This window comes from Rhodococcus sp. IEGM 1241 (assembly GCF_033142365.1).
GTDB lineage: Bacteria > Actinomycetota > Actinomycetes > Mycobacteriales > Mycobacteriaceae > Rhodococcus_F > Rhodococcus_F erythropolis.
The window spans coordinates 359,242-380,451 of sequence record NZ_JAWLSE010000006.1 but is presented as its reverse complement, the minus strand read 5'-3'; the positions used below and the strand labels follow the sequence as shown (position 1 = coordinate 380,451).

Sequence of the window (21,210 nt, the reverse complement as noted above, 5' to 3'; positions counted from 1 at the left end):
TCGGTTGGTGATGATCAGTTGGCGGTCTTCAGTTGCACCAGGTTCAGCATCTTTTCTCGGGTCTGCGGTGCTGCCATTACCGCGATGATCGCCACGACGGGCCCGAGCGCGAGCGATACGAATGCCGCTGACCAGGAGAGATGGTCCACGATGAATCCGAACACCAGCGGCGCGACAATCCCGGCGACCATGCCGCCGAAAATGATCATCGACGAGGCGGCTCCGACCACCGAAGAAGGCAGGCTACGAAGTGGGAGTGCAAAACACGGCATGAAAGCGAAAGAGGCAGCGGCAGATCCGAGGGTGACGAGAACGACGAACAAGGCCGTGTTGGAGGCGAAAGGAACTGAAACGAGCATCACGATGCACGCGAGCATGGACGGCACTACGACGATGCGGCTGTTGCCTGCCAGTCGATCCGAGATTCGGCCGCCGATGACGGTGGTCACGGCGGCCACCACGGTTGCCGGGATGAGAAGGAGGCTCGCACTCGAGAGGGCGATTCCACGTTCGTCATGGAGGTAGGACGGAACCCAGGACGACATCCCCCAGATCACGAAGTCGTAGCCGAAGAACATCAAGGCGAAGAGCCACATCGCGCGGGAGCGAAGTACGGTGCGCATGTTGTCCCAGGAGGAATCCGGACCGTGGTCGATCTCCGCCGGAAGTGCGGGCGGGAGCCACAACTTGATGCTGACGAGCGAGAGTACGCCGAGCGCCGCGACGGCCAGAAACATCCCACGCCAGCCGATCAACGGGAGAAGCGCTGCCGCAACGACAATGGCGAGAAGCGTACCGACGGCGTTGGAACTGTTCATCCATCCGGTTGCGGTGGCACGTTGCTCCGGGATGCTGCGTTCGGCAACCAGCTTTACTGCGGCTGCCGGAAACACGCCCTGTGCGAGACCGAAGAGAAAGCGAACAACCAGAAGCGTCCCGAACGACCACGCAAGGGCGGTGAGGCCGGTGAAGACACTCCACGCCACCAACCCGATCAGAGCCATCCGGACTGCGCCGTATCGATCGGCGAGCAGTCCACCAGGCAGTTGGGCCAGTGTGTATGCAATGAAGAACGTGGAGATGATCAATCCACGCTGGGAGTAGTCGAGATCGAACTCCTCGCCGAGCAAAGGGAGGGCGAGGTTGATCGCCAGCCGGTCTATGTAGTCGATCGCGTAGGCGACGAACAGCAGCGCGACCGTGACTTTGGTGGAGCGAAGCACTGGGCCTCCAAGTGGTGAACCTGTGAAGTGATTCACATATCTTTGGCAAACAGGCAGGGATCACCGGTCAGAATGCAGTAATCCAGCAATACTTGGCAGATGAAGCCGGAATCCGACGCATTTGTGATCGCGGAATCTGATCTGGAGATCATCAATGCACTCCAACTCAACCCCCGCGCGTCGTGGACGCAGTTGTCCTCGGTACTCGACATGGATTCGACGACGATCGCCCGCCGGTGGCGTCGCCTCGTCTCGAACGGTCATTCGTGGGTCAACGCGGTCGCAATCGGTCGAACCCACATATTCGGCTATCTCCTGATCAGGACGACTCAGGATGCGGTTGCCGACGTGGGGGAGCGGTTACGTGAGCTGGCTTGCGCTTATCTGTTGGCCAGGACGGAAGGTGAGTACGAGTACTTCGTCGGAGTTGTGGCCGCCGACCAGAAGAGTTTGGACGCCTTGGTGTGTGAGCACCTTGCTGCCGATCCCGGAATCTTGTCGATCAGAAGCCGGGTCGGGGTGAAGGTGTACCGAGACGGCTTCAGTTGGGAGCCGGGCGCTCTGGGGCAAGCAGGTCGCGCTCAGCTGGCAACCGCTGCGGCGCCGGCAGATCCGACAGTGTTCCGTGAGTCCGACGGTGCCCTGTTGGAGGCGCTCGGCCGTGACGGACGTGCCAGCTATGCGCGTCTCGCCGCGATTTGTGGAACGAACGAGACTGCGATTCGACGGCGCTTGGCCCAGTTGACTGCATCGCGACAGTTGATTTTCCGCTGCGATGTCTCGCAACAGGCTGTCGGTTCACCGTTCGAAGTGATCTTCGATGTCGCTGTGGACGGTTCCACCGACGAACTCGGCAATCTTGTGTCGAGTTGGCCGGAGATCAGATTGTTGGTGGCGACTACCGGAACAGCGAACATGTTGATCAGCGTGTGGCTGAGCAGCCTCGCGCAGAGTCTTGTCGTCGAGGATCGACTCCGCCGAATCGGTAGTGTGCGGATCCTCGATCGACGTGTCTCGCTGTACCCGATGAAGCGGTTCGGGCAGCTACTCGGACCGAGCGGAGTGGCGGAAGGTCATGTCCCGGTCGCAATTTGGGGCGCCGGCGACGTTATTCGTTGAGCGTCAGTCGATCGGCGTCCGATTGTCGTCGACGAGGTGTGTATCGGAGTCGGTCGCACGGGAGCGCTTCCAGATCATCCGAGCCAGCGCACCCAGCACGGACACTGCCAGGACAACGCCACCGCCGATGATGCCGGCCGACGAGTCGGGGAAGATGCCCTCGAGCAGCAGCCAGACACCGAAGACGAAGAACAGCACCGCGGCGCCGATCTTGATGAATCCGTCCGGGAGGTGCTTGCCCAGTACCGAGCCGACGATGATGGCGAGAGCGTCGGCCGCCACCATGCCTACCGTCGACCCGATCCAGACGCCGATCCAGTCGTTGTCGGTCGCAAGGGTGATGGTGGCGAGCATGGTCTTGTCGCCGAGTTCTGCCAGGAAGAAGGCCGACGCGACGGCGATGAAGGCGGATCGCGTGACGCGACCGGCCTTGTTCTGCTCGTCGTCGGTGAGATCGTCACCGCGCAGGGTCCAGAGGCCGAAGATCAGGAACGCGATACCGCCGACGATGGAGATTGCAGCGGTGGGGAGTGCGACGCCCAGGTAGTGGCCGACGGCGACCGAGACAAGGTGAACAAGGGTGGTGGCGACGGTGATTCCGCCGAGGACGACCCACCAGCGATATCGCAAGGCAAACGTCATTGCCATCAGTTGCGACTTGTCGCCGAGTTCAGCGACGAAAATGACGCCGAAACTCAAAAGTATTGCGGCAAGCAAGGTTTACTCCTCCGGTCGGTGTAGGTCGGAGGAAAAATGCGAGCCTCCGGCCTGGGCAGGCGCATAGTGCGCTTGTCCGGCCGAAGGTCTCGCCCACCGAGGCCACAGGACCTTCGGTTCGCCAGGCCGGGTGCTTCGCGATCCGCACCAGGCGGAACGCGTCGAACCAGTATGTCGACACAGGCGATTGGGGGCTACTCCCCTTCGTTGCTACCCACGTTAGCGCGGTCGGCTCGAATTGGCAAAGCGCACAGCAAGTTTGGGAGTCCGAACTTATCGCTTACCGCGGCCGTCACGAAGCGAGGAGCATGGCCAAAACAGCGGTGTCGGGATCGCTGATCAAATCGATGCCGACGCGGCTGATCATGGAGACGACCGTGCCGTCCGGCTCTGCCTCCACCCAGGCCGCACGATGCTCCAAGCCCAGGTAGGGAAGTCCTGGCAGTAGTACGCACCCCGACGCGCTTCCCTCGCATTCCGGCAGGCTGGGGGTAGTTTCCGACGGCGGGTGCAGCATGATCAGTGCCGGCGGCTGATGGTCGGAGAAACGGCCGGGTGTCAGTGCAAAATCGCCGAGCACCGGACCTTCGGCAACCACCAGACCGACGGTGCCGGGTTGCGGATCCTCGGGAACGTCCTCACGCACTCCGAAGACCGTCGTCGTCGGCAACAATCCCGGCATCGAGGCCACTCGGACAGCCAGGGCGAGAAGCTGCGCCCACTCCTGGGTGGTGTCCGGCCAACGGCCGGAAATGACGAAACCCTGCAAAGACCCAGCGGCTTGGAACGGAGAAATGCCTATTGCTTCGTTTCTGTTCATTTCTGTTCCTCCCTCGGTGCTGGGGCAAATCTCGGTCTGACGCGCATGCGTCGGTCCGGCACACCTCGTTGGGTAATCGAAATATGCACCTATTCGGTACTGGCACACAAGACAGGGAGAGTGCCAGCCAGGTTTGCGCTGGTGAGAGCGGTGGTATGCGCAGGCATGACTCTGTCGAAGAACCGTTCTCGGCTAGAAGACCTGGCAACGCAGGCGTGGATCTTCGGGTATCCCCTGTTGATTGCGGCGGTATCGCGTGACGTCATGACGGCGACGCCGACCCCGGTGGCGATGAAAGCCCCGCTCAACCAGTTCGCTTATGCGCGTACGACGCCCGACGCGAGCTTCACCGATGTCGTCTCGCCGAACGCGGACACTCTCTACTCGTCGGGGTGGCTGGACGTCTCGACGGAACCGCAGGTGCTCTCGCTGCCGGACTTCGGCACCCGGTACTGGTTGGTCCCCATCCTCGACGCGTGGAGCGACGTCTTCACGGTGCCGGGATCTCGGACGGTAGGACGCACCGGGGGGCCGTACCTGGTGGCCGGACCGAATTGGAAAGGCAACGTGCCCAAGGGTTTGACGCTGCTGCGGTCGCCGACGGCGATGAATTGGATAGTCGCCCGCTACGCGACGTCAGGGGGAACGGACCTGGCTGAAGTGCACAGCCTGCAGGACCGGACGCGACTCACACCACTGTCGGAATGGACGGGTGACCCGCAGGACTACACGCCCGGAGAAGTTCCGGTGAACTCTGCTGTCGACACGCGCACACCGCCGGTGGACCAGGTGGCCGCAATGGACGGCGAGGCCTTCTTCACCACGCTCGACGCACTTCTCGACGACAATCCTCCGCGTCCGGAGGATACCGAGATGATGAAACAGCTGTCCGACATCGGAATCGGCTCGTCGTTGCCCTGGAAGTCACGCCCGCAAGAGGTGCGTGATGCCCTCGACCGGGCTGCGCGGACCGGAATGGACGTGCTGAGCGAGATCGCCAAGGAGGCGGAAGGCAATCCGAAGAACGGCTGGACGATGCACCGCGGCTTGGGGCATTACGGGACTCATTACGCTCAGCGGGCTCTGATCGTTTGGCTCGGTTTCGGGGCCAACCTCGACGCAGATGCCGTGTACCCGCACGCCACCACCGACGTCGACGGTAAGCCTCTGACCGGTGAGAAGAAGTACGTACTTCATTTCGAGAAGGACGAGCTCCCGCCGGTCGAGGGATTTTGGTCGCTCACGATGATGAACGAGCGACAGTACTTCGTGGACAACCCGATCGATCGATATGCCATCGGCGATCGAAGTGATCTGGTGTTCGCCGACGACGGCTCGTTGGACATCTATCTCCAGCACGAGTCGCCTGGTGGCGAGAAGGAGCGGAACTGGCTGCCGGCTCCGTCCGGTGACTTCAACGTCTTTCTGCGCCTGTACTGGCCGAAGGCTGCAGTGCTTTCGGGATCGTGGACTGCGCCCGGTATTCGGGAAGCAAGTATTCGGGAAGCAGGCTGAAAGTCCCCTCGCTTCGTACCCGAAGAGCACAACTCGGTATCAGCCGCGCGTTTCGATGGGCGGAAAGGTCACGATAGCCATACGATCTGTCGGTATTGCCCTGTTTGAAAAGCTGTTGAATCGGTCAGAGACACCCGCTTGCTTCGGAGGCTACTGATGGTCACGCAGAATCCGTTCGTGCAGTACGGCAAAGAGATCTGGTGGATGATCCTGATCCGCGGAATCTTCGGCGTAATCTTCGGAATCATCGCGCTCGTGTGGCCGGGAATTACCGTGGTGGCCTTGGTTTTCCTGTTCGGTATCTACTCCATTGTCGACGGCTTGATCACGCTCGTTCGAGCCATCCGGGACCGCGAACACCTGAGTTCGTGGGGATGGTGGGTGTTCACCGGCGTCGTTTCGGTGGGAGCCGGTATCGTCGCGCTGGTCTGGCCAGGCATCACGGCGCTGGTACTTCTGTACATAATTGCCTTCTACGCCATCATGTTCGGAATCTTCGGAATTGTCGGCGCCTTCAAGATGAAAGCGCTGCCCGGATCCAGTTGGGGATGGCTGCTCGCCGCGTCGGTGCTCGCGGTCATCTTCGGCATCATCCTTCTGATCGCACCAGGCGAAGGCATCATCAGCCTCATCTGGCTGTTGGGTTGGTACGCAATCTTGTTCGGCCTCTTCATGATCGTGGGCGCATTCCAGATCAGAAGCCGGGCAAAGGAAGCCGGTGTTCTCTAGGAAGGGCAAGCCGGCCGCCGCGGCTCCCGCTCCGATCCCCACGCTTTCCGGTAGTGAGAACTGGTCGATCCCGCGCGGTCTGATCGTCCTGCTCGGTCTCGCGGCCACCGTGGTTGCCGTCGGCGGAATGAAGGTGTTCGGCGGCATCCTCGGACCGGTATTCCTGGCCCTCGTGCTGACGATTGCCGTTCAGCCCATTCAAGATTGGTCACAGCGCCGAGGGTGGCCCAAGTGGGTCGGGATGCTCGGCTCACTGGTCACCGTGTACCTGATTCTGCTCGGGTTGGCGGCGTCGTTGATCGTGTCGACGGCCCAGTTGGCGACAATCCTGCCTCAATACTCCGAGGAGATGACCAACCTCCTCAACGAGGGCCGCGACAAGTTGGCCGACTTCGGAGTCAGCACCGAACAGATCCAAAGCACACTCAGCAGTATCGATCTCACGAAGGTCGTGGGCGTACTCGAAAGTGGGCTGGAGGGTCTGCTCGGCATTCTGTCGGATCTGGTGTTCATCCTCGCGCTGTTGCTGTTCATGGCTTTCGACGGCATGAGTATCCGCTCACGGTTGAATGTGCTGTCGGAGCAACGTCCCGAAATCTCCTACGCGCTCTCCACCTTTGCCGCCGGCACTCGCAAATACCTGGTCGTCTCGACGGTCTTCGGCCTCATCGTGGCGGTACTCGACGGTGGCGCGCTGTGGCTGATGGGCATTCAGCTGCCCGTCCTGTGGGCGCTACTGTCCTTCATCACCAACTACATCCCCAACATCGGGTTTGTCATCGGCGTCATCCCACCGGCGCTCCTGGGACTCCTGCAGGGCGGGCCGTGGCTGATGCTGTGGGTGATCGTCGTCTACTCCGTCATCAACTTCGTGATCCAGTCCATCATCCAACCCAAGTTCGTCGGCGACGCCGTCGGGCTGTCGGTGACGATGACCTTCCTCTCGCTTGTCTTCTGGGCGTGGGTTCTCGGAGCACTCGGAGCATTGCTGGCGATTCCGCTCTCGTTGCTGGTGAAGGCCGTCCTGCTCGACATCGACCCGGCCACACGCTGGGCGGACATCCTGATCAGTGGTCCTCGAACCGAACCGGATGAAGACCCGAAAGAAGAAGCGAAACCGACCCCGGCGCCCACCTAGAACTTCTCAGTGTTTCTACAAGTTGTTGCTTTATCGTCTCGCCCATGAGCGCCGAGAACACCACCGAGAACTCCCACCGCCAGCCGTCACGCCTCGGTCGACGGCTGGCAGTGGGTGGTGTGGCCGCGATTGTCGCGGCTGCGGTGGCGGGGATCGGGTTCGTGATCTTCGCGGGCGGTGCCGATTCCTCGAACACCGTCGCGATCGTGAACGCCGACGCGGGAACCACGCTCGACGGCAAGGAACTTCGGGCCGGCGACACCCTGGTGGACACGTTGGGCAAGAACGAAGACTTCGACTTCCAGGTGGTCGACAACCCCGGCGGGAACTACTTCGCGACGTTGACGGTGCCGGAAGACTTCAGCGAAACCGTCGCGTCGATGTTCGGCACTGATCCCCGCCAAGCCAGTGTCGAACTGGCGGTGAATGGCTCGGACTCGGAGAAGTCCGCCGAGTTGACTCGGGCCGTATCGGCGCAGGTCGGCGCGGACGGAATCAAGGGTTTGCTGGCTCAGACTTCGGCCGCGCGGCGCTCGATCGATCAAAACCTCACCACCGCACAGATTCTGGTCGCCGGCACCAACGAGGCCGGAAAGTCCATCGATCAGGTGAAGGCAGGCGCAGGCACTCTGCTGCCGTATCTCGAGACCGCACGCTCGGGAGCGTTGGAGTTGATGAGCGTGGCGGACCAGGTATCCGGCGTGGTCGATCAGGCGTCGGGGTCGGCGGAAGAGCTGGCCACGCGCGCTGACTCACTGGGCCTGACGCTGGGGGAGGCGTCGTCGTCGACCGCGGAATTGAAGACACGGATCGACACGTTGCAAACTGCGTTGAACGGCCTTCCGATCCCGCCCGACGTGACAGCGCAACTGGCCGGTGTGAGTTCGGATCTCGGTGCGCTGAATGCGCAATTGGGCAGCGTTCCGGCACTGTTGGGTGGCTCGGTCGGACCCGATACGGAGCTCGGTGATCTAGTCCGCACCGCTGTCGGGCAGCTGCAAGGCGCAAGCGATCAACTGAGCAGTGCTGCCGGACAATTGAACGACGGACTCATCCCCATCGCCGATCAGGCACCGCAGATGCTCGGCGACGTGACCGATCAGATCACCCAGGGATTCACGACGCTGCAAGGGATCGCCAAGTCATTGGTCACGGGCCTCGACGGCGCAAAATCCGGTATTCCGGCGATGACCACTCCGCAGCAGGTTCAGTTGACCTCGGTGCTGTCGGATCCGGTGGCCGTGAATCAGACCAGCGCGAACAGTAGTGACTCCGGAACTCGCACACTGGCATTGGTCTTCGGAGCCACGACGGTCCTGCTCGGTGGCGCTCTGCTGACGCGAACGGCGGCGCCCCTGGTGAGGCGCCGCCGTTCGCAAGAAGAGCTGTGACTAGACGATCAGACCTGCGGTCTGGGTACGTGCACGGTCGAAGCGGGCCGAAACGTCGTTCCAGTTGACGATGTTCCAGAATGCCTTGACGTAGTCGCCCTTGACGTTCTGGTAGTCGAGGTAGAAAGCGTGCTCCCACATGTCGAGGAGCAGCAGCGGCGTGAGGCCGATGGAGATGTTGCCCTGCTGATCGTAGAGCTGGACGATGATCAGACGCTGTCCGATCGAGTCCCACGCGAGGATGGACCAGCCGGAGCCCTGGATGGCGTTGGCGTTCGCGGAGAAGTGAGCGCGGAAGAGATCGAACGAACCGAAGTTGTCGTCGATCGCTGCGGCGAGCTCGCCTTCGGGCTTGTCGCCACCGTCAGCGCTGAGGTTGTTCCAGAAAACGGTGTGGTTGGTGTGGCCACCGAGGTGGAACGCCAGGTTCTTCTCGAGCAGGTTGGCCTGCGCTGCGATGGTGTCGTTCTCACGAGCCTCGGCCAGCTTCTCGAGTGCAGCGTTGGCGCCGGCAACGTAAGCCGCGTGGTGCTTGTCGTGATGCAGCTCCATGATCTTGCCCGAGATGTGCGGCTCGAGGGCTGCGTAGTCGTAGGGGAGTTCCGGCAGCGTGTAAACAGACACGAGGGTCCCTTCTTTGCGGGCTGGTGAGCCCTGGTGCTTTAGAGTGCGTCGATCACCGGTCACGGCGTGACGTCACTCGCGTATGTGCAAATCATTCTTCGGGTTTCCACCCAATAACATTCGTACACCGTCCGCAACAGTCCGGCTCAGGTAGTAATCACCAAAGAATAAAGTTTGGTTAACCGAACTTAGTTGGATCTAAGGGTAAGCTAATATGCGCAAATTCGTCGTAAAGGTGAACGGAACCTTAAACTTGCGCGATGCCCGCACCAGTTTTCCTCCCGGAATCACCAGAGGCGGCCGCGCCTCGGGTGAATCTTCCGGGCGCTGACCTGCTGCGAGCACTGGCGGTTGCCGCCGTGATCTACTCCCACATTTCTTTTTACGTCATCGACGATCTCGGCTCGGGTTGGTGGGTGATCGACGTCGTTTACGGCGTTCTGATCGAGCCCGCCGAACTCAACCAGCACCTCTCTTTTGTCGGCGTCGCGGTATTCATGATGCTGACCGGCGCTCTGGTGACGCGGTCCGCGATTCGTGACGGCCCCGGAAAGTTCTTGACCAACCGATTCAGCCGCCTGCTGCCCGCATTCTGGGTGGCAACCGCGATTGCCATTCTTCTGGTCCGCCTCGGAATCAACGGAATGTTCAGCGGTCAGGAAGGTATTTCCGATACCGAAGCGTTGATGAGCTTTTTTCTCGGCGGATTCTTTCTCAAGCCCGAGGTAGCGGTTCTCGGAGTGACCTGGACGCTCACCGTCCAGTTCCTCTTCTATCTCGCCTGCGTCGCGGCTCGACCGATATTGCGTCTGCGTCCAATCGTCATGCCGCTCGCCGGCGGAGCACTGTGCTCACTGGTGCTGCTCTACAACGTCTACGCGCCGTTGCCGTACACCGTGCCGATGCTGTCCAAGATCGCCGCGACGCTGCCGGCTGTCTTCCTCGGTCAGATCATGTACCTCGCGTGGGCCAAGCTCGCTCCCGGCCGCTGGCTGATCGTTGCCGTCCTCGTTCAGATGCACGTCATCATCGTGGCGACCCAGTTCCGCGTCTACTGGGCCGGCGAGCACTACCTGTGGACCATTTCGGTAGTCGCCGCAGCGGTAGTTCTCATCGGCCGCTACGACGGTGTCCCGACGCGCTGGTCGGTCGTGAAATGGCTTTCGACGCGCAGTTACATCATCTATCTCGTGCACACCCTGATCCTGTACCGCGTTGTCGAGAACACCGTTTTGTACGTCGGACCGACGCTGGCGTTCGCGCTGTTTCTTCTGGCAACGGCCGCGGTAGCAGAAATCGGCTACCGGTGGGTGGAGCTGCCCGGCGCCCGCGCGGTGACGGCGTGGCGAAACAGCCGCTCGCGCGTAGCATCGAAGCATGAGCTGGTACGACGACATTCTGGGACGAGCGTCCGCAAAATCCACGCTGATCGCGCCTGAGGACGCCCTGCCCGGGCGAGAGCAGAAAATGCCGGTACCTACCGCGCACTACGTCAACGGGCATCCGTTGACGCCGCCGTTTCCGGCCGAACTGCAGACCGTCGTCGTCGGGATGGGTTGTTTCTGGGGCGCCGAGAAGGAGTTCTGGCAGCTTCCCGGTGTGTACACAACCGCTGCGGGTTATGCGGGAGGCTTCACCCCCAACCCGACGTACGAAGAAACGTGCTCCGGACGTACGGGTCACACCGAAGTGGTGCTGGTGGTCTTCGATCCCGCAGTGATCTCCTACGAGCAGATCCTGGCGCACTTCTGGGAGAACCACGATCCGACGCAGGGGATGCGTCAGGGTAACGACCAGGGCTCGCAGTACCGTTCGGCGATCTTCACGACGTCCGCCGAGCAGGAAGAAATCGCTCATGCGTCGGCCGTCGCTTTCGGTGAACGACTTGCCGAAGCCGGATACGGCGCGATCACCACCGAAATCGGTCCGCTGCGCGACTTCTTCTACGCGGAGGATTACCACCAGCAGTATTTGGCGAAGAACCCCGGCGGCTACTGCCCGGTGCATGCCACCGGCGTCAGTTGCCCGGTCGGATTGCTCCGTCAGGATCAGGTTCCGGCGCAGACGGACATCCTTCCGCCGAGTGAATAACTGGACAGGTGTTGGAGGACACATGTGATTCAGCTCGTTAACACTTGCAACTAGATCGAAACAAAGGGAATCTCGATGTAAGAGTGTGTCGTCGAGAGAACTGAGCTAATAATGTCAGGTAGTACGCGAGGAACTGCGTCGCTGCTCCGACGCACCATTCATGTAGGCCACGATCCGATGGTTCGCCGCAGTGATCGGATCGAAGGATTCATGTCCTTCGGTCTGATCATTTTCGCGATTCTTCTGCTGCCTCTCGCGGTATGGGCAGGGGCTGCGACGGCTTCGAGCCAGAACGCACTGATCGCCAAACAATCCGCCGAACTACACAGCATTTCGGCGACGACGACTGCAGATTCGACGCAGACCACCGCCTCGACAGCCGATTACATTGCGCCGACCACCGAAATGGCCAGCGCGCAATGGAACTGGAACGGTGAGGTTCACACGGGTGATGTCACTGTCGACTCGGCGACGCCCGTCGGCACCGAGGTCCCCATCTACGTCAACGATCACGGCGACAAGACCGTAGCTCCGATCACGCAGAGTGCTGCCGACGTCGCAGCCGTGGTCACCGGGGTTTTCACCTGGTTCAGCGTGATGTCCCTGTTGGTCATCGCGTTCATGCTGGTGCGGGTCTTTCTCGATCGTTCCCGCTCGGCCCAGTGGGACCGAGACCTACGCGCGTTCCTCGACGCGAACGCGCTGTAGATCCCGGACCTTTCCTCACTGCAGTTGGGGCATGACCTCGCTTGCGACGAGTTCGAGATGATCCAGATCGGCCAGATCGAGAGTCTGCAGATACACGCGCTGTGAACCGGCCTCGGCGAAAGTGCCGATCTTGTCGACCAACTCCGAAGGTGTTCCGGCCAGACCGTTCTCACGTAGCTCGTCCACGTCGCGTCCGATCGCTTCGGCGCGCTTCTTGATCTCCGCCTCGTCGCGGCCGCAGCACAGGACGAGAGCGTTGGAGTACACCAATTCGTTCGGATCGCGCTTGATGTCGATGCAAGCCTGACGAACCCGCGCAAAGATGTCCTTCGTTTCCGCGAGGGACTTGAACGGGATGTTGAACTCGTTCGCGAACCGAGCGGCGAGCGCCGGAGTCTTCTTCTTGCCCGTGCCACCGATCAGGATCGGCGGACCGTCGACCTGGTGCGGTTTGGGAAGCGCGGGAGAGTTCTTGATCTGCACGTGCTTACCGTCGTAGTCGAACGTGTCGCCGACCGGCGTACGCCACAGGCCGGTCACTACGTCGAGAGTTTCCTCGAGCAGTTCGAAGCGATCCTTGAGCGCCGGGAACGGGATGCCGTACGCCTGGTGCTCTTCCTCGTACCAGCCGGCACCGATGCCGAGGTCTACGCGGCCACCACTCATCTGATCGACCTGTGCGACCGAGATGGCCAGCGGTCCGGCGTGACGGAACGTAGCCGACGTCACCAGAGTGCCGAGGCGGATGGTGGATGTTTCGCGGGCGATTCCGGCGAGCGTGATCCACGCGTCGGTGGGTCCGGGAAGGCCGTCGGAATTCATGGCGAGATAGTGGTCCGAGCGGAAAAATGCGCCGTAGCCGAGTTTTTCGGCGGTCTGGGCAACAGTCAGTAGTTGTTCGTAGGTAGCGCCCTGCTGGGGTTCGGTGAATATACGCAGCTCCATGACTTCTACTCTGCCACTATTTTGCGGAGGTCGGGACGACGGCACCGACTTGTCCGGCGCCGAAACACAGCGTCAGTCCCGGCGTTGTCGGCGTGATCTTCACACTGTTTCCGTGGCCGACCAGGCGCACGAATGCCGAGTGCAAACCCTGCGTCACGGGTACCGATACTGCGTCACCGGACTCCAACGCAACATCGATCGTTCCGTCGGTGCTCGCGAGGTAATTGAGCTGCACCGTCCATTCCCAGCCGGCCAGGGGGCCGTCGAGGGGGAGTTCGGTCGGGCCTTCGGCACGGGTGCCGCAGTTCGGTGCCGCTCCTTCGGGAATAATTCTCGTCCAGGTCACTTCGGCATCGACAATCCGTCCGCTGTCGTCGATGGTGCGCAGAATCGGAGTGCTGGAAGAGAATTCGGGGCGATCAGGCAGTGGCGCGAGAACATTGCTTGCCAAATTGTTCGGAAAGGCGACGGGAAGGAGCACTTCGATCGCGACGGGTTGCTCGAGCAGTGGAGCATCCTCATTCTGTGACAACGACATTCGCGCGTTGGCGAGGTAGTCGCGAGTCGGGTTCTCGCGCCAGATGTCGACGAACGTGACGGTCGAGACGAGCGAACTGACCACGAAGAGCGCCGACAGGCCGGCGGCGACTGCGACGGGTATTCGGGCCGGACGTCGCCGGGGCGCGGCGAGAATCAGAGCGGCGGCGAGGGCGAACACCGTCGCCGAATCCGTGAAGTAACGCAAGGTCTGCGCCAACTCGTACGTGGTGTCGGCGTCGGATCGGGTAGCGGTCATCGCCACGACAGAGGCCAGGAAGTACAGCGCCGCGGCGACCCAGATCCAGGCAGCGCCGCGTCGGGCACGCACGGTCATCACGACCGTCGTCAGCAGCGCGGCCCAGGCCGCGGCCACCAAGACCGTCGGCGGATCGGCCCAGGCGGGGCTGGGGATCCACCGCTCCCAGCGCCAGGGGCCGCCGAGAAGGGTGGGAAGCATCCCCAAAGACGTGCCGTGATGCAGCAGTTCGGTGGACATGGAACGGCCGTTGCCGGTGATCGGAGATTCGACAGTTGTCAGATACACCGGAATCCAGATCGCGAGCACGGCGGCGCAGGCCGTCCACAGGCGTCGGCACTTCGTGACCGCACTTCGTATCGGCGTTCCTTCACCTTGTGTGCGCAAGTACAGCACCAGAAAAGCGAGTGCCACGAACGGAACGAGCACTGCCTTCTCGAAGAACAGCAGAGAGACGACAAAAACCGCGGTGCCCGAGAACACGTAGCGCACATGCCCGGTGCGGTACAGCTTGATCGCGTCCCCACACGCCCAGGCAAGCGCGATCTGAAGCGGCAAGGCGTTGAGTGCGGCCGCCCACCACGAGAACGACGGAAGGGTCAGCGGGACGAAGAGATACAGGATCAGCGGAATCAACAGCGCCGGTCGCCAACCAAGGACCAACCGAAGAGTGCGCAGAAGCGCCAACGACGCCGCGGCCTGGCCGATGACGAGCAGCGTTGCCGACAGCGCCCAGTTGTACGGCGCGATGCGGGTGATCAACCCGGTGAAGAAGAAGGCCGCGGGCATGAAGTGACCGTCGTGGTCGTAGAGCAGGAGTTCGCTCGAGAAGAGAGGGAAGCGTCCTCCGCGGCCCATCAGGATGAGGTCGTCCCAGTAGAAGTAATTGCTCGAGGCAACCCAGGCGCGAATGACGAGCTGACATCCGATCAACACGAACGCGAGCTGCGCGACCCGTTTCGGGGTGAACGTCAGAGTTGGCTCGGGCTGTGGAGAAGTCATCGACGGTCATGCTTCCAGGTGTGTCAAAAACCGACTTCCCCCAAAAAAGGGATAACGGTCTTTTCTGTCTTTTCGGGAGCAATTTCTGAATGGATTGTGAACTTTGCCGGGATAAATGACGCCGACGCCCAAAAGTTCACTGACCTGCGGTGTCAAATTCATCCTCGAGCCTGTGCATCGTTCGCTAACACCTGTCAGCAAATTCTCAGGGTCTTGCCCGTGACCTGTGGATAAAGCCCGATTCATTCATCCAGAACTGTGGATGAACCTGTGGAAACTGTGGATAACTCGAGTTTTTAAGTGGCGGAGGTCACATTATTCGAACAATGCAGGTGAACGCGGTGGAGGTTCGATCACAAATCGGGAGTGAATCCATTTGCTGCCGTTACCGATACGGCGTGACAGAATCGAAGTTGTGAGTGTCGTTCAGGTCTGCGCCCGGTGCGCCGCACGCTGGCCCGTAGTCGGCGGCCCCACGCAGTGGTGCCCGCGCTGCAGCGGCGTCCTGCTGATCCCCACCCGCACCGAGATCTACCAACCACCCAACCGTCGTGGCTTCCGCTGGATCGCGCGCTCACCGTCCGACCCACGCGGCGTGGGGGACGCACCAGTGCGTCGTAGCCTCACCACCCCGCGCTACGACGCCGTCCCGCAGTGGGGGCTCCAGGACATCGTCGACACCTCACCGGTGCCGCCCTCGCGAGCGGACCGGATGGCCGACAGAGTCGGGCCGTTGCTGACACTCGCGACGATTCTCTACGGACTCGCTGTGTTCGCCGAACTGGGCAGATACGCGATCCTGGTGCGTAACCGCACCACGCTGATCCCGCAGTGGCTTCTCACGGTCTCCGACGCCGCCGTGTACTTCACTCAGTTGGGTGGACTGCTGATCTCGGTCTTCGCGGCTGTCGCCGGTGTGTGCTGGCTGCTTCGTCGGCGTCATGAACACTTCGCAGGTGCCGGGGAATCCGATCCGCGCACAGCGTCGGAAGTTGTCGTCGGCTGCGCTGTGCCGATCCTCAACCTCGTGATGCCGGCGGTTTATCTCTTCGAGTTGGTCCGCCGCGATCCGCGCGGAACTCTGCTGGTGAAGATCTGGTGGGGCTTCTGGGGATTCAGCGCTCTGCTGCTGGTGGTCAACGCGTACTGGCGATCACGCCCGGGGATTCAGGCAATGGCCGACGGGGTTCTGCTGAACGCCTTCATCGCATTGGTCGCAGCCGTCACCGCGGCGTTGACGCTCGTCGTGATCCGACGGATCGAGCGCAGGGGTTGGCGCGGCGAACCCGAATCGGAAACTCGATGGGTGCCAGTGCCGCGCTCGGTGCTGGAAGAGAAGACGGTGTTGGAAGAGAAGACGGTGTTGGACGAGAAGGAGACCGCTGCCCTGTGAGCCCAGATCGTCGAGGTCCACTCGTCGTTGCGCACCGAGGTGCGTCGGCTGCGCGGCCGGAGCACACCCTCGCCGCCTACGAACTGGCCCTCGAGGAGGGTGCCGACGGGCTCGAATGCGACGTCCGCCTCACCCGCGACGGGCACCTGGTCTGCGTTCACGACCGCAAGGTCGATCGCACCTCCAGTGGCACGGGGATCGTCAGCGAGATGACGCTCGATTCGCTGAGCGCTCTGGACTACGGGTCGACGAGCGAACCGGCCGAACTGCTGACTCTCTCCGACCTCATCACCCTCGCCCTTGATTTCGTGCGCCCGGTGAAGCTGTTCATCGAAACCAAGCACCCAGTGCGATTCGGCGGCCTGGTCGAAGCAAAACTTCTCGCGGAACTGCACCGCTTCGGGATCGCGTCGCCGCCGTCGGCCGATCACTCTCGCGCGGTGGTCATGTCTTTCTCGGCTACTGCGGTCTGGCGAGTGCGCCGTTCGGCACCGCTGCTGCCGACGGTCCTACTCGGTGACGCGTCGCGATACCTCGGCGGTGGTGCGTCGACGGCTGTCGGCGCCACGGCGATCGGGCCGTCGATCAAGGCGCTGCGCGAACATCCCGATCTGGTCGATCGGGCTGCCGCTGCGGGTCGCGCGACGTACTGCTGGACCGTCGACGACAAGGCGGATGTGGACCTGTGTCGTGAGCTCGGGGTCAGTTGGGTGGCCACCAACCATCCCGGGCGCACGAAGCAATGGCTGAGCAGCGTGTAGATTTTGCCCTCGTGGCCAAGAAGAGCAAAAGAAACAGTGGACCGAAGCAGGGCAGCGCACGCGCAGAGAAGCTGGCGGCACGCCAAGCAGAGCGTGAAGCCGCTGCCGGCGCAGTGAACCGCCCGTTCGAGGGCCTTGCCGCCGAGTGCGATCTGGTCGCGCTGCGCGAATTCGTTCCGTCCGCCACGGCACCGTTGCCGGTCATCGGCTCCGACCGTCCCGTCACGTTGGCGACGGTCCTCCCCGGCGCTGTTGCCGCCCTCGTCCGCGACGAGGGCGAGACGGCCACCGGATTTGTCGGTGTCCAGGTTCAAGCGCACTCTGCCGACCTCGGTGCAGACCTCGCCGCTTCGGTGAACTGGATCAAGGACGCGGCCCCCGGCGACGCGCTTTCTGCCGCGAACCCCGATTCCGAGACACCCGCCGTCACCGAGGTTGTCGATCCCTCGGCTCTGCTCGACATCACCGTGCACCAGAACTTCAACTGGTGGATTCCGGAAGGCGTCGAAACCGATCCTGAGGTTGCCGCCACCGTACAGCACGCCAACTCGGCGATCATGCCCTCTGCACGCCTCGAAGGAGACGGCCTCGTTGCCGCGTGGTGGGTCGACGCCGGCGAGAAGGCGCACCTGCGTTGGGTTCGCCCCGAGAGCGAAGACGACCTGATGCTCGCGTTGGCGCGCGTGCACGCGACCGGTGGACTGCACCTGGGTGAGGGCTCGCGCTACGCAGGCTCGTTCCGCACCCACGGCCTGTTGGTCCCCGTCTTCGACCTCGACCGCGAAAAGCATGCAAACGAGTGGGTAGCGGCAACCGTCGAGCTCGGTGAGCGTCTTGCCGAGGCTCTGGCTGTCGCTGCTCCGCTGACCTCGGCCGAGCTGCGCTCGCGCGACGGCCTGCGCGGACGCCAGGTCACGCTGCGCTGATTTTTTCGCCAGAACTATAGGCGTTACGCAAAGTTACGGTTAATGTTGGCGGCATGACTTTGTCGCACGACATCTCCGGTAGCGGTCCCACGCTTGTGCTCGTCCATGGCATCGTCCATCGACGGCAGGCGTGGGATTCGCTTTTGGACCAGCTGACGCCGTATCGCCGTGTGGTCACGGTCGACCTGCCAGGTCACGGAGAGTCCGTGCTGCCCGAACTCGGTCCGGACGTCATGGGACAGCTGATCGACGACGTCAGTGAGTTCGTCAAGGAAGTGACTCCGGCGGGGGAGCGCGCCCACGTCGCCGGAAACTCACTCGGCGGATGGATTGCACTCTCGCTGGCCGCGCGCGGAGACGTCGCGTCGGCGACAGCTCTTTCGCCGGCCGGGTTCTTTGTCAATCACCTCGATCAGGTGCGGGCGATCAACACGTTCCGTGCACTGCGCGGCACGGCCAAGCTCATGGGCGATGGTCTGCCACGTGCATTGCGGTACAAGCTGATTCGCTATCCGGCGCTCGCCGCGTTCTTCGCTCATCCGAGTCATGTCGGTTATGCGGCGGCGTTGGCCGACTGCCGTTCGCTCGTGTCCAACGAACTCGTCGATCTCGGTCTCGAGATGGACTTCGTGTTGCCGCCCATCGTGGATCCCACTGTGCCGGTGACGGTTGCGTGGGGTCGACGCGATCTCATTCTGCCCGTGTACCAAGCGCAGCGCGTGAAAAAGCCGTTCCCGCAGGCGAAGTTGATGGTTTTGCCCGGACTCGGGCACGTGCCGATGACAGATGCCCCCGAGCTGATCAGTTCGATCCTGCTGGCAGGAAGCGAACCGTTCGGCTCGAGGGCAAAATCCGTGAGTGCTGCAGGCTAGATGGTTCCGCCTGCTGCGTTCGGCGCACCGGTGGTGTCACCGACGGTGCTCATCTCGCGGGACACGAAGTCTTCGAGGTCGAACAGGTTGGCGCCTGCGCGGTCCGCGATGGTGAGAAGTGTTGTCATGCTGGCAACTTCCTCGACCTGCTCCTTGAGGAACCACTGCATGAACTGCTCACCAAGGTAGTCGCCTTCTTCGCGGGCAGTGCTCGCGAGCTGGACGATCTGCTCGGTGACCGTCTTCTCCTGCGTCAGCGCGAGAGCGATGGGCTCACGGGCATCCTTGAAGTCGGCCTTCGCGGCGTCGACGCCGGTGAGTTCGACGTTGATGTCGCGATCGAGGAAATACTGAACGATCATCATGGCGTGGTTACGCTCTTCCACAGCCTGCTTGTAGAAGTGCTTTGCCAGCTGTGGCAGGTCCGCATTGTCGAAGTAAACCGCTGTCGCGATGTACTGATGCGAAGCGTTGAACTCGTTGCGAATCTGGTCTCGGAGTAGTGCGTGGAATTTGGTCATGTGAGTCTCCCCAGAAGTCATGAATTCCAAGATAGTGCAGGTCAGAGGCCCTGTCATCCCAGTCTGACCTTATTGTGGTAAGCGTTCCCAAACTAAAGAAGACCTAATTTCTTTTCGAATTCGGTGCGGTTATCCATTGGCCCGAAAGCGAATGTTTCATTTAGGAATGTCCTTTTCACCAGGCGAGTTCCGTGCATTTACCGTCACTTCCCTGTAGTTCCACCTGCACGGTGGCGTGCTCCAGTTCGAATACCTCGGCCAGCAAGGTTTGGGTGGCGGCGAGCACCGTAGTGGGATCGGCGTCACTGGCCGCGGTGACGTGAACGGAAGCAACTTCCATCCCCGAGGTGAGTGTCCAGACGTGCAGATCGTGCGCGTCGACGACTCCCGGGAGTGTGTTGATCTTCTCGAGTATCGAGGTGACGTCGATGCGATCGGGAGCCTGCTGGAGCAGGATGCGGACCGCATGGCGGCCCAGGTTGAAGGCGCGCGGCAAGACGAAGAGGCCGATGGCGACGCCGATGACGGGGTCGGCGTAGCGCCAACCGAAAGCGAGCGTGACCAAGCCGCTGACGAGGACGCCGATGGACCCGATCATGTCCGCCATGACTTCGAGGTAGGCGCCGCGGATGTTGATGCTTTCCTTCGCGCCGCTGCGGAGCATCAGGAAGGCGATGACGTTCATCGCCAAACCGACGACGGCGACTATCGCGACGGGGAGGCCGGGAACCTCGGGCGGATCCGAGAATCGGCTGGCAGCCTCGTAGAGCACCCACCCGGCGACTGCGAAGAGCAGGATCGCATTGGCCAGTGCCGCAAACACTTCCGTGCGGTACATGCCGAAAGTGCGATCCGGGCGCCGTGCTGCGCGCTGTGCGACGAGGATCGCGGCGAGCGCCATGAAGATGCCGAAGATGTCGGTGAACACGTGCGCCGAGTCCGAAAGCAGCGCCAGTGACGAGGTGAAGAAGCCGACCGTCACCTGTAGCACGAACGTCACCAACCCGAGGCCGGCGGCGATCCACAGTTTGTTGACATGCTTGCCGCTGTTGCTGGTCGCAGCCTCGGCGGGAGAGATTCCGTGCCCGTGTCCGTGTGACATCGAAGGTCCTTTCGTCGACGTCAGCCTAGACACATATGCATATATGCGCAATAGTGCATGTCTTAAAAACTATGCAACATAGTTGTAAGGTGGCGGCGTAGACCTTCATTTGTCATCGACGCGAGGACCGAGAAGTGGGAAGACATCGAAAATCCGAGCCGACCAGACCCGGCGGGCGCATGGCCGCGGTTTCCGTGGCGACGGGCGCAATCCTGGCGTCCGGCACTTCCATCGGGCACGCATCGCCGCTTCCAGTTGCAGCGGAAGGTCCAGCGCTGGTGTCGGTGCCGGAGATACTCGACCTTGTTCGGACGACGGATCTTGCCGGGATAGCCGAACAACTCGGTAAAACGAGGCAACTCGAAGCCGAACGGGCGGCGTTGGCGAACGAGGCAGAAAAGCCGCGGGTGATGGCCCCCGTCAGCGGGACGATGACGTCCAACTTCGGTCCACGCTGGGGAACAACCCATTACGGTCTCGACATCGCAAACTCGATCGGTACGCCCATCGTCTCGGCGACCGACGGTGTTGTGATCGAATCCGGTCCCGCCGCGGGATTCGGGCTCTGGGTCCGCATCCAGCAGGACGACGGGACCGTCGGCGTCTACGGGCACATCAACGAGGCGCTCGTGGTTGCCGGTCAGAAGGTGCGGGCGGGTGAACTGATCGCGACCGTCGGCAATCGTGGACAATCGACGGGACCGCACCTGCACTACGAGGTGTGGCAATCTGACGGGCAGAAGACTGATCCGCTCGCGTATCTGAATTCCCGGGGCGTGTCGTTCGGGGAGAAGGCCGCGAGCGGCTGAAGTTCTGT

At 61.9% G+C, this 21,210-nt stretch carries 21 protein-coding genes; 13 read left to right on the top strand and 8 right to left on the bottom strand.

From position 1 onward, the window contains the following. Positions 1–14: 14 nt before the first annotated feature. Positions 15–1,223, bottom strand: a complete 1,209-nt coding sequence (locus R4P70_RS25890; RefSeq protein ID WP_020968083.1) for an MFS transporter — start codon at positions 1,221–1,223, stop codon at positions 15–17. Positions 1,224–1,322: 99 nt separating this feature from the next. Here R4P70_RS25890 and R4P70_RS25885 point away from each other — a divergent pair, with 99 nt between their 5' ends. Beyond that, complete coding sequence (locus R4P70_RS25885) at positions 1,323–2,342, top strand: Lrp/AsnC family transcriptional regulator (protein WP_019746357.1); 1,020 nt, start codon at positions 1,323–1,325, stop codon at positions 2,340–2,342. Between the two features lie 3 nt (positions 2,343–2,345). On the opposite strand, the gene R4P70_RS25880 is transcribed toward R4P70_RS25885, so the two are convergent. Together R4P70_RS25880 and R4P70_RS25875 are read right to left on the bottom strand one after the other, a co-directional pair. Further along, on the bottom strand, positions 2,346–3,059 hold the full coding sequence (locus R4P70_RS25880; RefSeq protein ID WP_019746358.1) for a TMEM165/GDT1 family protein: 714 nt from the start codon (positions 3,057–3,059) through the stop codon (positions 2,346–2,348). Positions 3,060–3,351: 292 nt separating this feature from the next. Then, positions 3,352–3,879, bottom strand: coding sequence for a hypothetical protein (locus tag R4P70_RS25875; protein ID WP_019746359.1), 528 nt, complete (start codon positions 3,877–3,879; stop codon positions 3,352–3,354). 165 nt (positions 3,880–4,044) lie between these two features. On the opposite strand from R4P70_RS25875, the gene R4P70_RS25870 reads away from it, so the two are divergent. The 4 genes from R4P70_RS25870 to R4P70_RS25855 all read left to right on the top strand — a co-directional run bounded on the left by R4P70_RS25870 (position 4,045) and on the right by R4P70_RS25855 (position 8,652). Continuing rightward, a complete protein-coding gene (locus tag R4P70_RS25870; RefSeq protein ID WP_046377720.1) occupies positions 4,045–5,394 on the top strand; it encodes a DUF1254 domain-containing protein in 1,350 nt (449 codons plus the stop codon). A gap of 156 nt (positions 5,395–5,550) precedes the next feature. Further along, entirely contained in the window at positions 5,551–6,123 is a 573-nt protein-coding gene (locus R4P70_RS25865) for an HdeD family acid-resistance protein (RefSeq protein ID WP_019746361.1), read from the top strand. Continuing rightward, a complete protein-coding gene (locus R4P70_RS25860) occupies positions 6,113–7,261 on the top strand; it encodes an AI-2E family transporter (RefSeq protein WP_019746362.1) in 1,149 nt (382 codons plus the stop codon). Before R4P70_RS25865 ends, R4P70_RS25860 begins: the two co-directional genes overlap by 11 nt. A 44-nt stretch (positions 7,262–7,305) precedes the next feature. Continuing rightward, complete coding sequence (locus R4P70_RS25855) at positions 7,306–8,652, top strand: hypothetical protein (protein WP_317832459.1); 1,347 nt, start codon at positions 7,306–7,308, stop codon at positions 8,650–8,652. Here the strand turns inward: R4P70_RS25855 and R4P70_RS25850 are convergent, their stop codons facing one another. After that, entirely contained in the window at positions 8,653–9,276 is a 624-nt protein-coding gene (locus R4P70_RS25850) for a superoxide dismutase (protein WP_003944189.1), read from the bottom strand. Between the two features lie 260 nt (positions 9,277–9,536). Here R4P70_RS25850 and R4P70_RS25845 point away from each other — a divergent pair, with 260 nt between their 5' ends. The 3 genes from R4P70_RS25845 to R4P70_RS25835 all read left to right on the top strand — a co-directional run bounded on the left by R4P70_RS25845 (position 9,537) and on the right by R4P70_RS25835 (position 12,075). Next, positions 9,537–10,715 carry an acyltransferase family protein gene (locus R4P70_RS25845; protein ID WP_020968085.1) on the top strand — a complete coding sequence of 393 codons (1,179 nt, stop codon included), beginning with the start codon at positions 9,537–9,539 and terminating at the stop codon, positions 10,713–10,715. After that, on the top strand, positions 10,654–11,367 hold the full coding sequence (gene msrA, locus R4P70_RS25840) for a peptide-methionine (S)-S-oxide reductase MsrA (RefSeq protein WP_020905733.1): 714 nt from the start codon (positions 10,654–10,656) through the stop codon (positions 11,365–11,367). The genes R4P70_RS25845 and msrA overlap by 62 nt, the downstream gene beginning before the upstream one ends. A 210-nt stretch (positions 11,368–11,577) precedes the next feature. After that, positions 11,578–12,075, top strand: coding sequence for a hypothetical protein (locus tag R4P70_RS25835; protein WP_241841075.1), 498 nt, complete (start codon positions 11,578–11,580; stop codon positions 12,073–12,075). 15 nt (positions 12,076–12,090) lie between these two features. On the opposite strand, the gene R4P70_RS25830 is transcribed toward R4P70_RS25835, so the two are convergent. Next, positions 12,091–13,020 (bottom strand): LLM class F420-dependent oxidoreductase, encoded by a 930-nt coding sequence (locus R4P70_RS25830; RefSeq protein WP_317832455.1) that lies wholly within the window; start codon positions 13,018–13,020, stop codon positions 12,091–12,093. 16 nt (positions 13,021–13,036) lie between these two features. Then, positions 13,037–14,818, bottom strand: a complete 1,782-nt coding sequence (locus tag R4P70_RS25825) for a hypothetical protein (RefSeq protein WP_070796753.1) — start codon at positions 14,816–14,818, stop codon at positions 13,037–13,039. Between the two features lie 415 nt (positions 14,819–15,233). Here R4P70_RS25825 and R4P70_RS25820 point away from each other — a divergent pair, with 415 nt between their 5' ends. From R4P70_RS25820 to R4P70_RS25805, 4 genes are read left to right on the top strand one after another with little or no spacing between them, the layout of a single operon-like run. Further along, a complete protein-coding gene (locus tag R4P70_RS25820) occupies positions 15,234–16,211 on the top strand; it encodes a DUF4328 domain-containing protein (protein WP_264613744.1) in 978 nt (325 codons plus the stop codon). Beyond that, positions 16,208–16,972: a glycerophosphodiester phosphodiesterase gene (locus R4P70_RS25815; RefSeq protein ID WP_317832451.1), complete on the top strand. Its 765-nt coding sequence runs from the start codon at positions 16,208–16,210 to the stop codon at positions 16,970–16,972. Before R4P70_RS25820 ends, R4P70_RS25815 begins: the two co-directional genes overlap by 4 nt. 11 nt (positions 16,973–16,983) lie before the next feature. Continuing rightward, a complete protein-coding gene (locus R4P70_RS25810; RefSeq protein WP_317832650.1) occupies positions 16,984–17,898 on the top strand; it encodes a DUF5926 family protein in 915 nt (304 codons plus the stop codon). A gap of 53 nt (positions 17,899–17,951) precedes the next feature. Then, positions 17,952–18,770 carry an alpha/beta fold hydrolase gene (locus tag R4P70_RS25805; protein WP_020905739.1) on the top strand — a complete coding sequence of 273 codons (819 nt, stop codon included), beginning with the start codon at positions 17,952–17,954 and terminating at the stop codon, positions 18,768–18,770. On the opposite strand, the gene R4P70_RS25800 is transcribed toward R4P70_RS25805, so the two are convergent. Both R4P70_RS25800 and R4P70_RS25795 read right to left on the bottom strand, forming a co-directional pair. Further along, positions 18,767–19,312 (bottom strand): ferritin, encoded by a 546-nt coding sequence (locus R4P70_RS25800; RefSeq protein WP_024487904.1) that lies wholly within the window; start codon positions 19,310–19,312, stop codon positions 18,767–18,769. The two genes, R4P70_RS25805 and R4P70_RS25800, sit on opposite strands and share 4 nt — an antisense overlap. Before the next feature lie 154 nt (positions 19,313–19,466). After that, on the bottom strand, positions 19,467–20,393 hold the full coding sequence (locus tag R4P70_RS25795) for a cation diffusion facilitator family transporter (RefSeq protein ID WP_019746373.1): 927 nt from the start codon (positions 20,391–20,393) through the stop codon (positions 19,467–19,469). Positions 20,394–20,572: 179 nt separating this feature from the next. On the opposite strand from R4P70_RS25795, the gene R4P70_RS25790 reads away from it, so the two are divergent. Beyond that, entirely contained in the window at positions 20,573–21,202 is a 630-nt protein-coding gene (locus R4P70_RS25790; RefSeq protein WP_317832648.1) for a M23 family metallopeptidase, read from the top strand. The last annotated feature ends 8 nt before the right edge of the window (positions 21,203–21,210 follow it).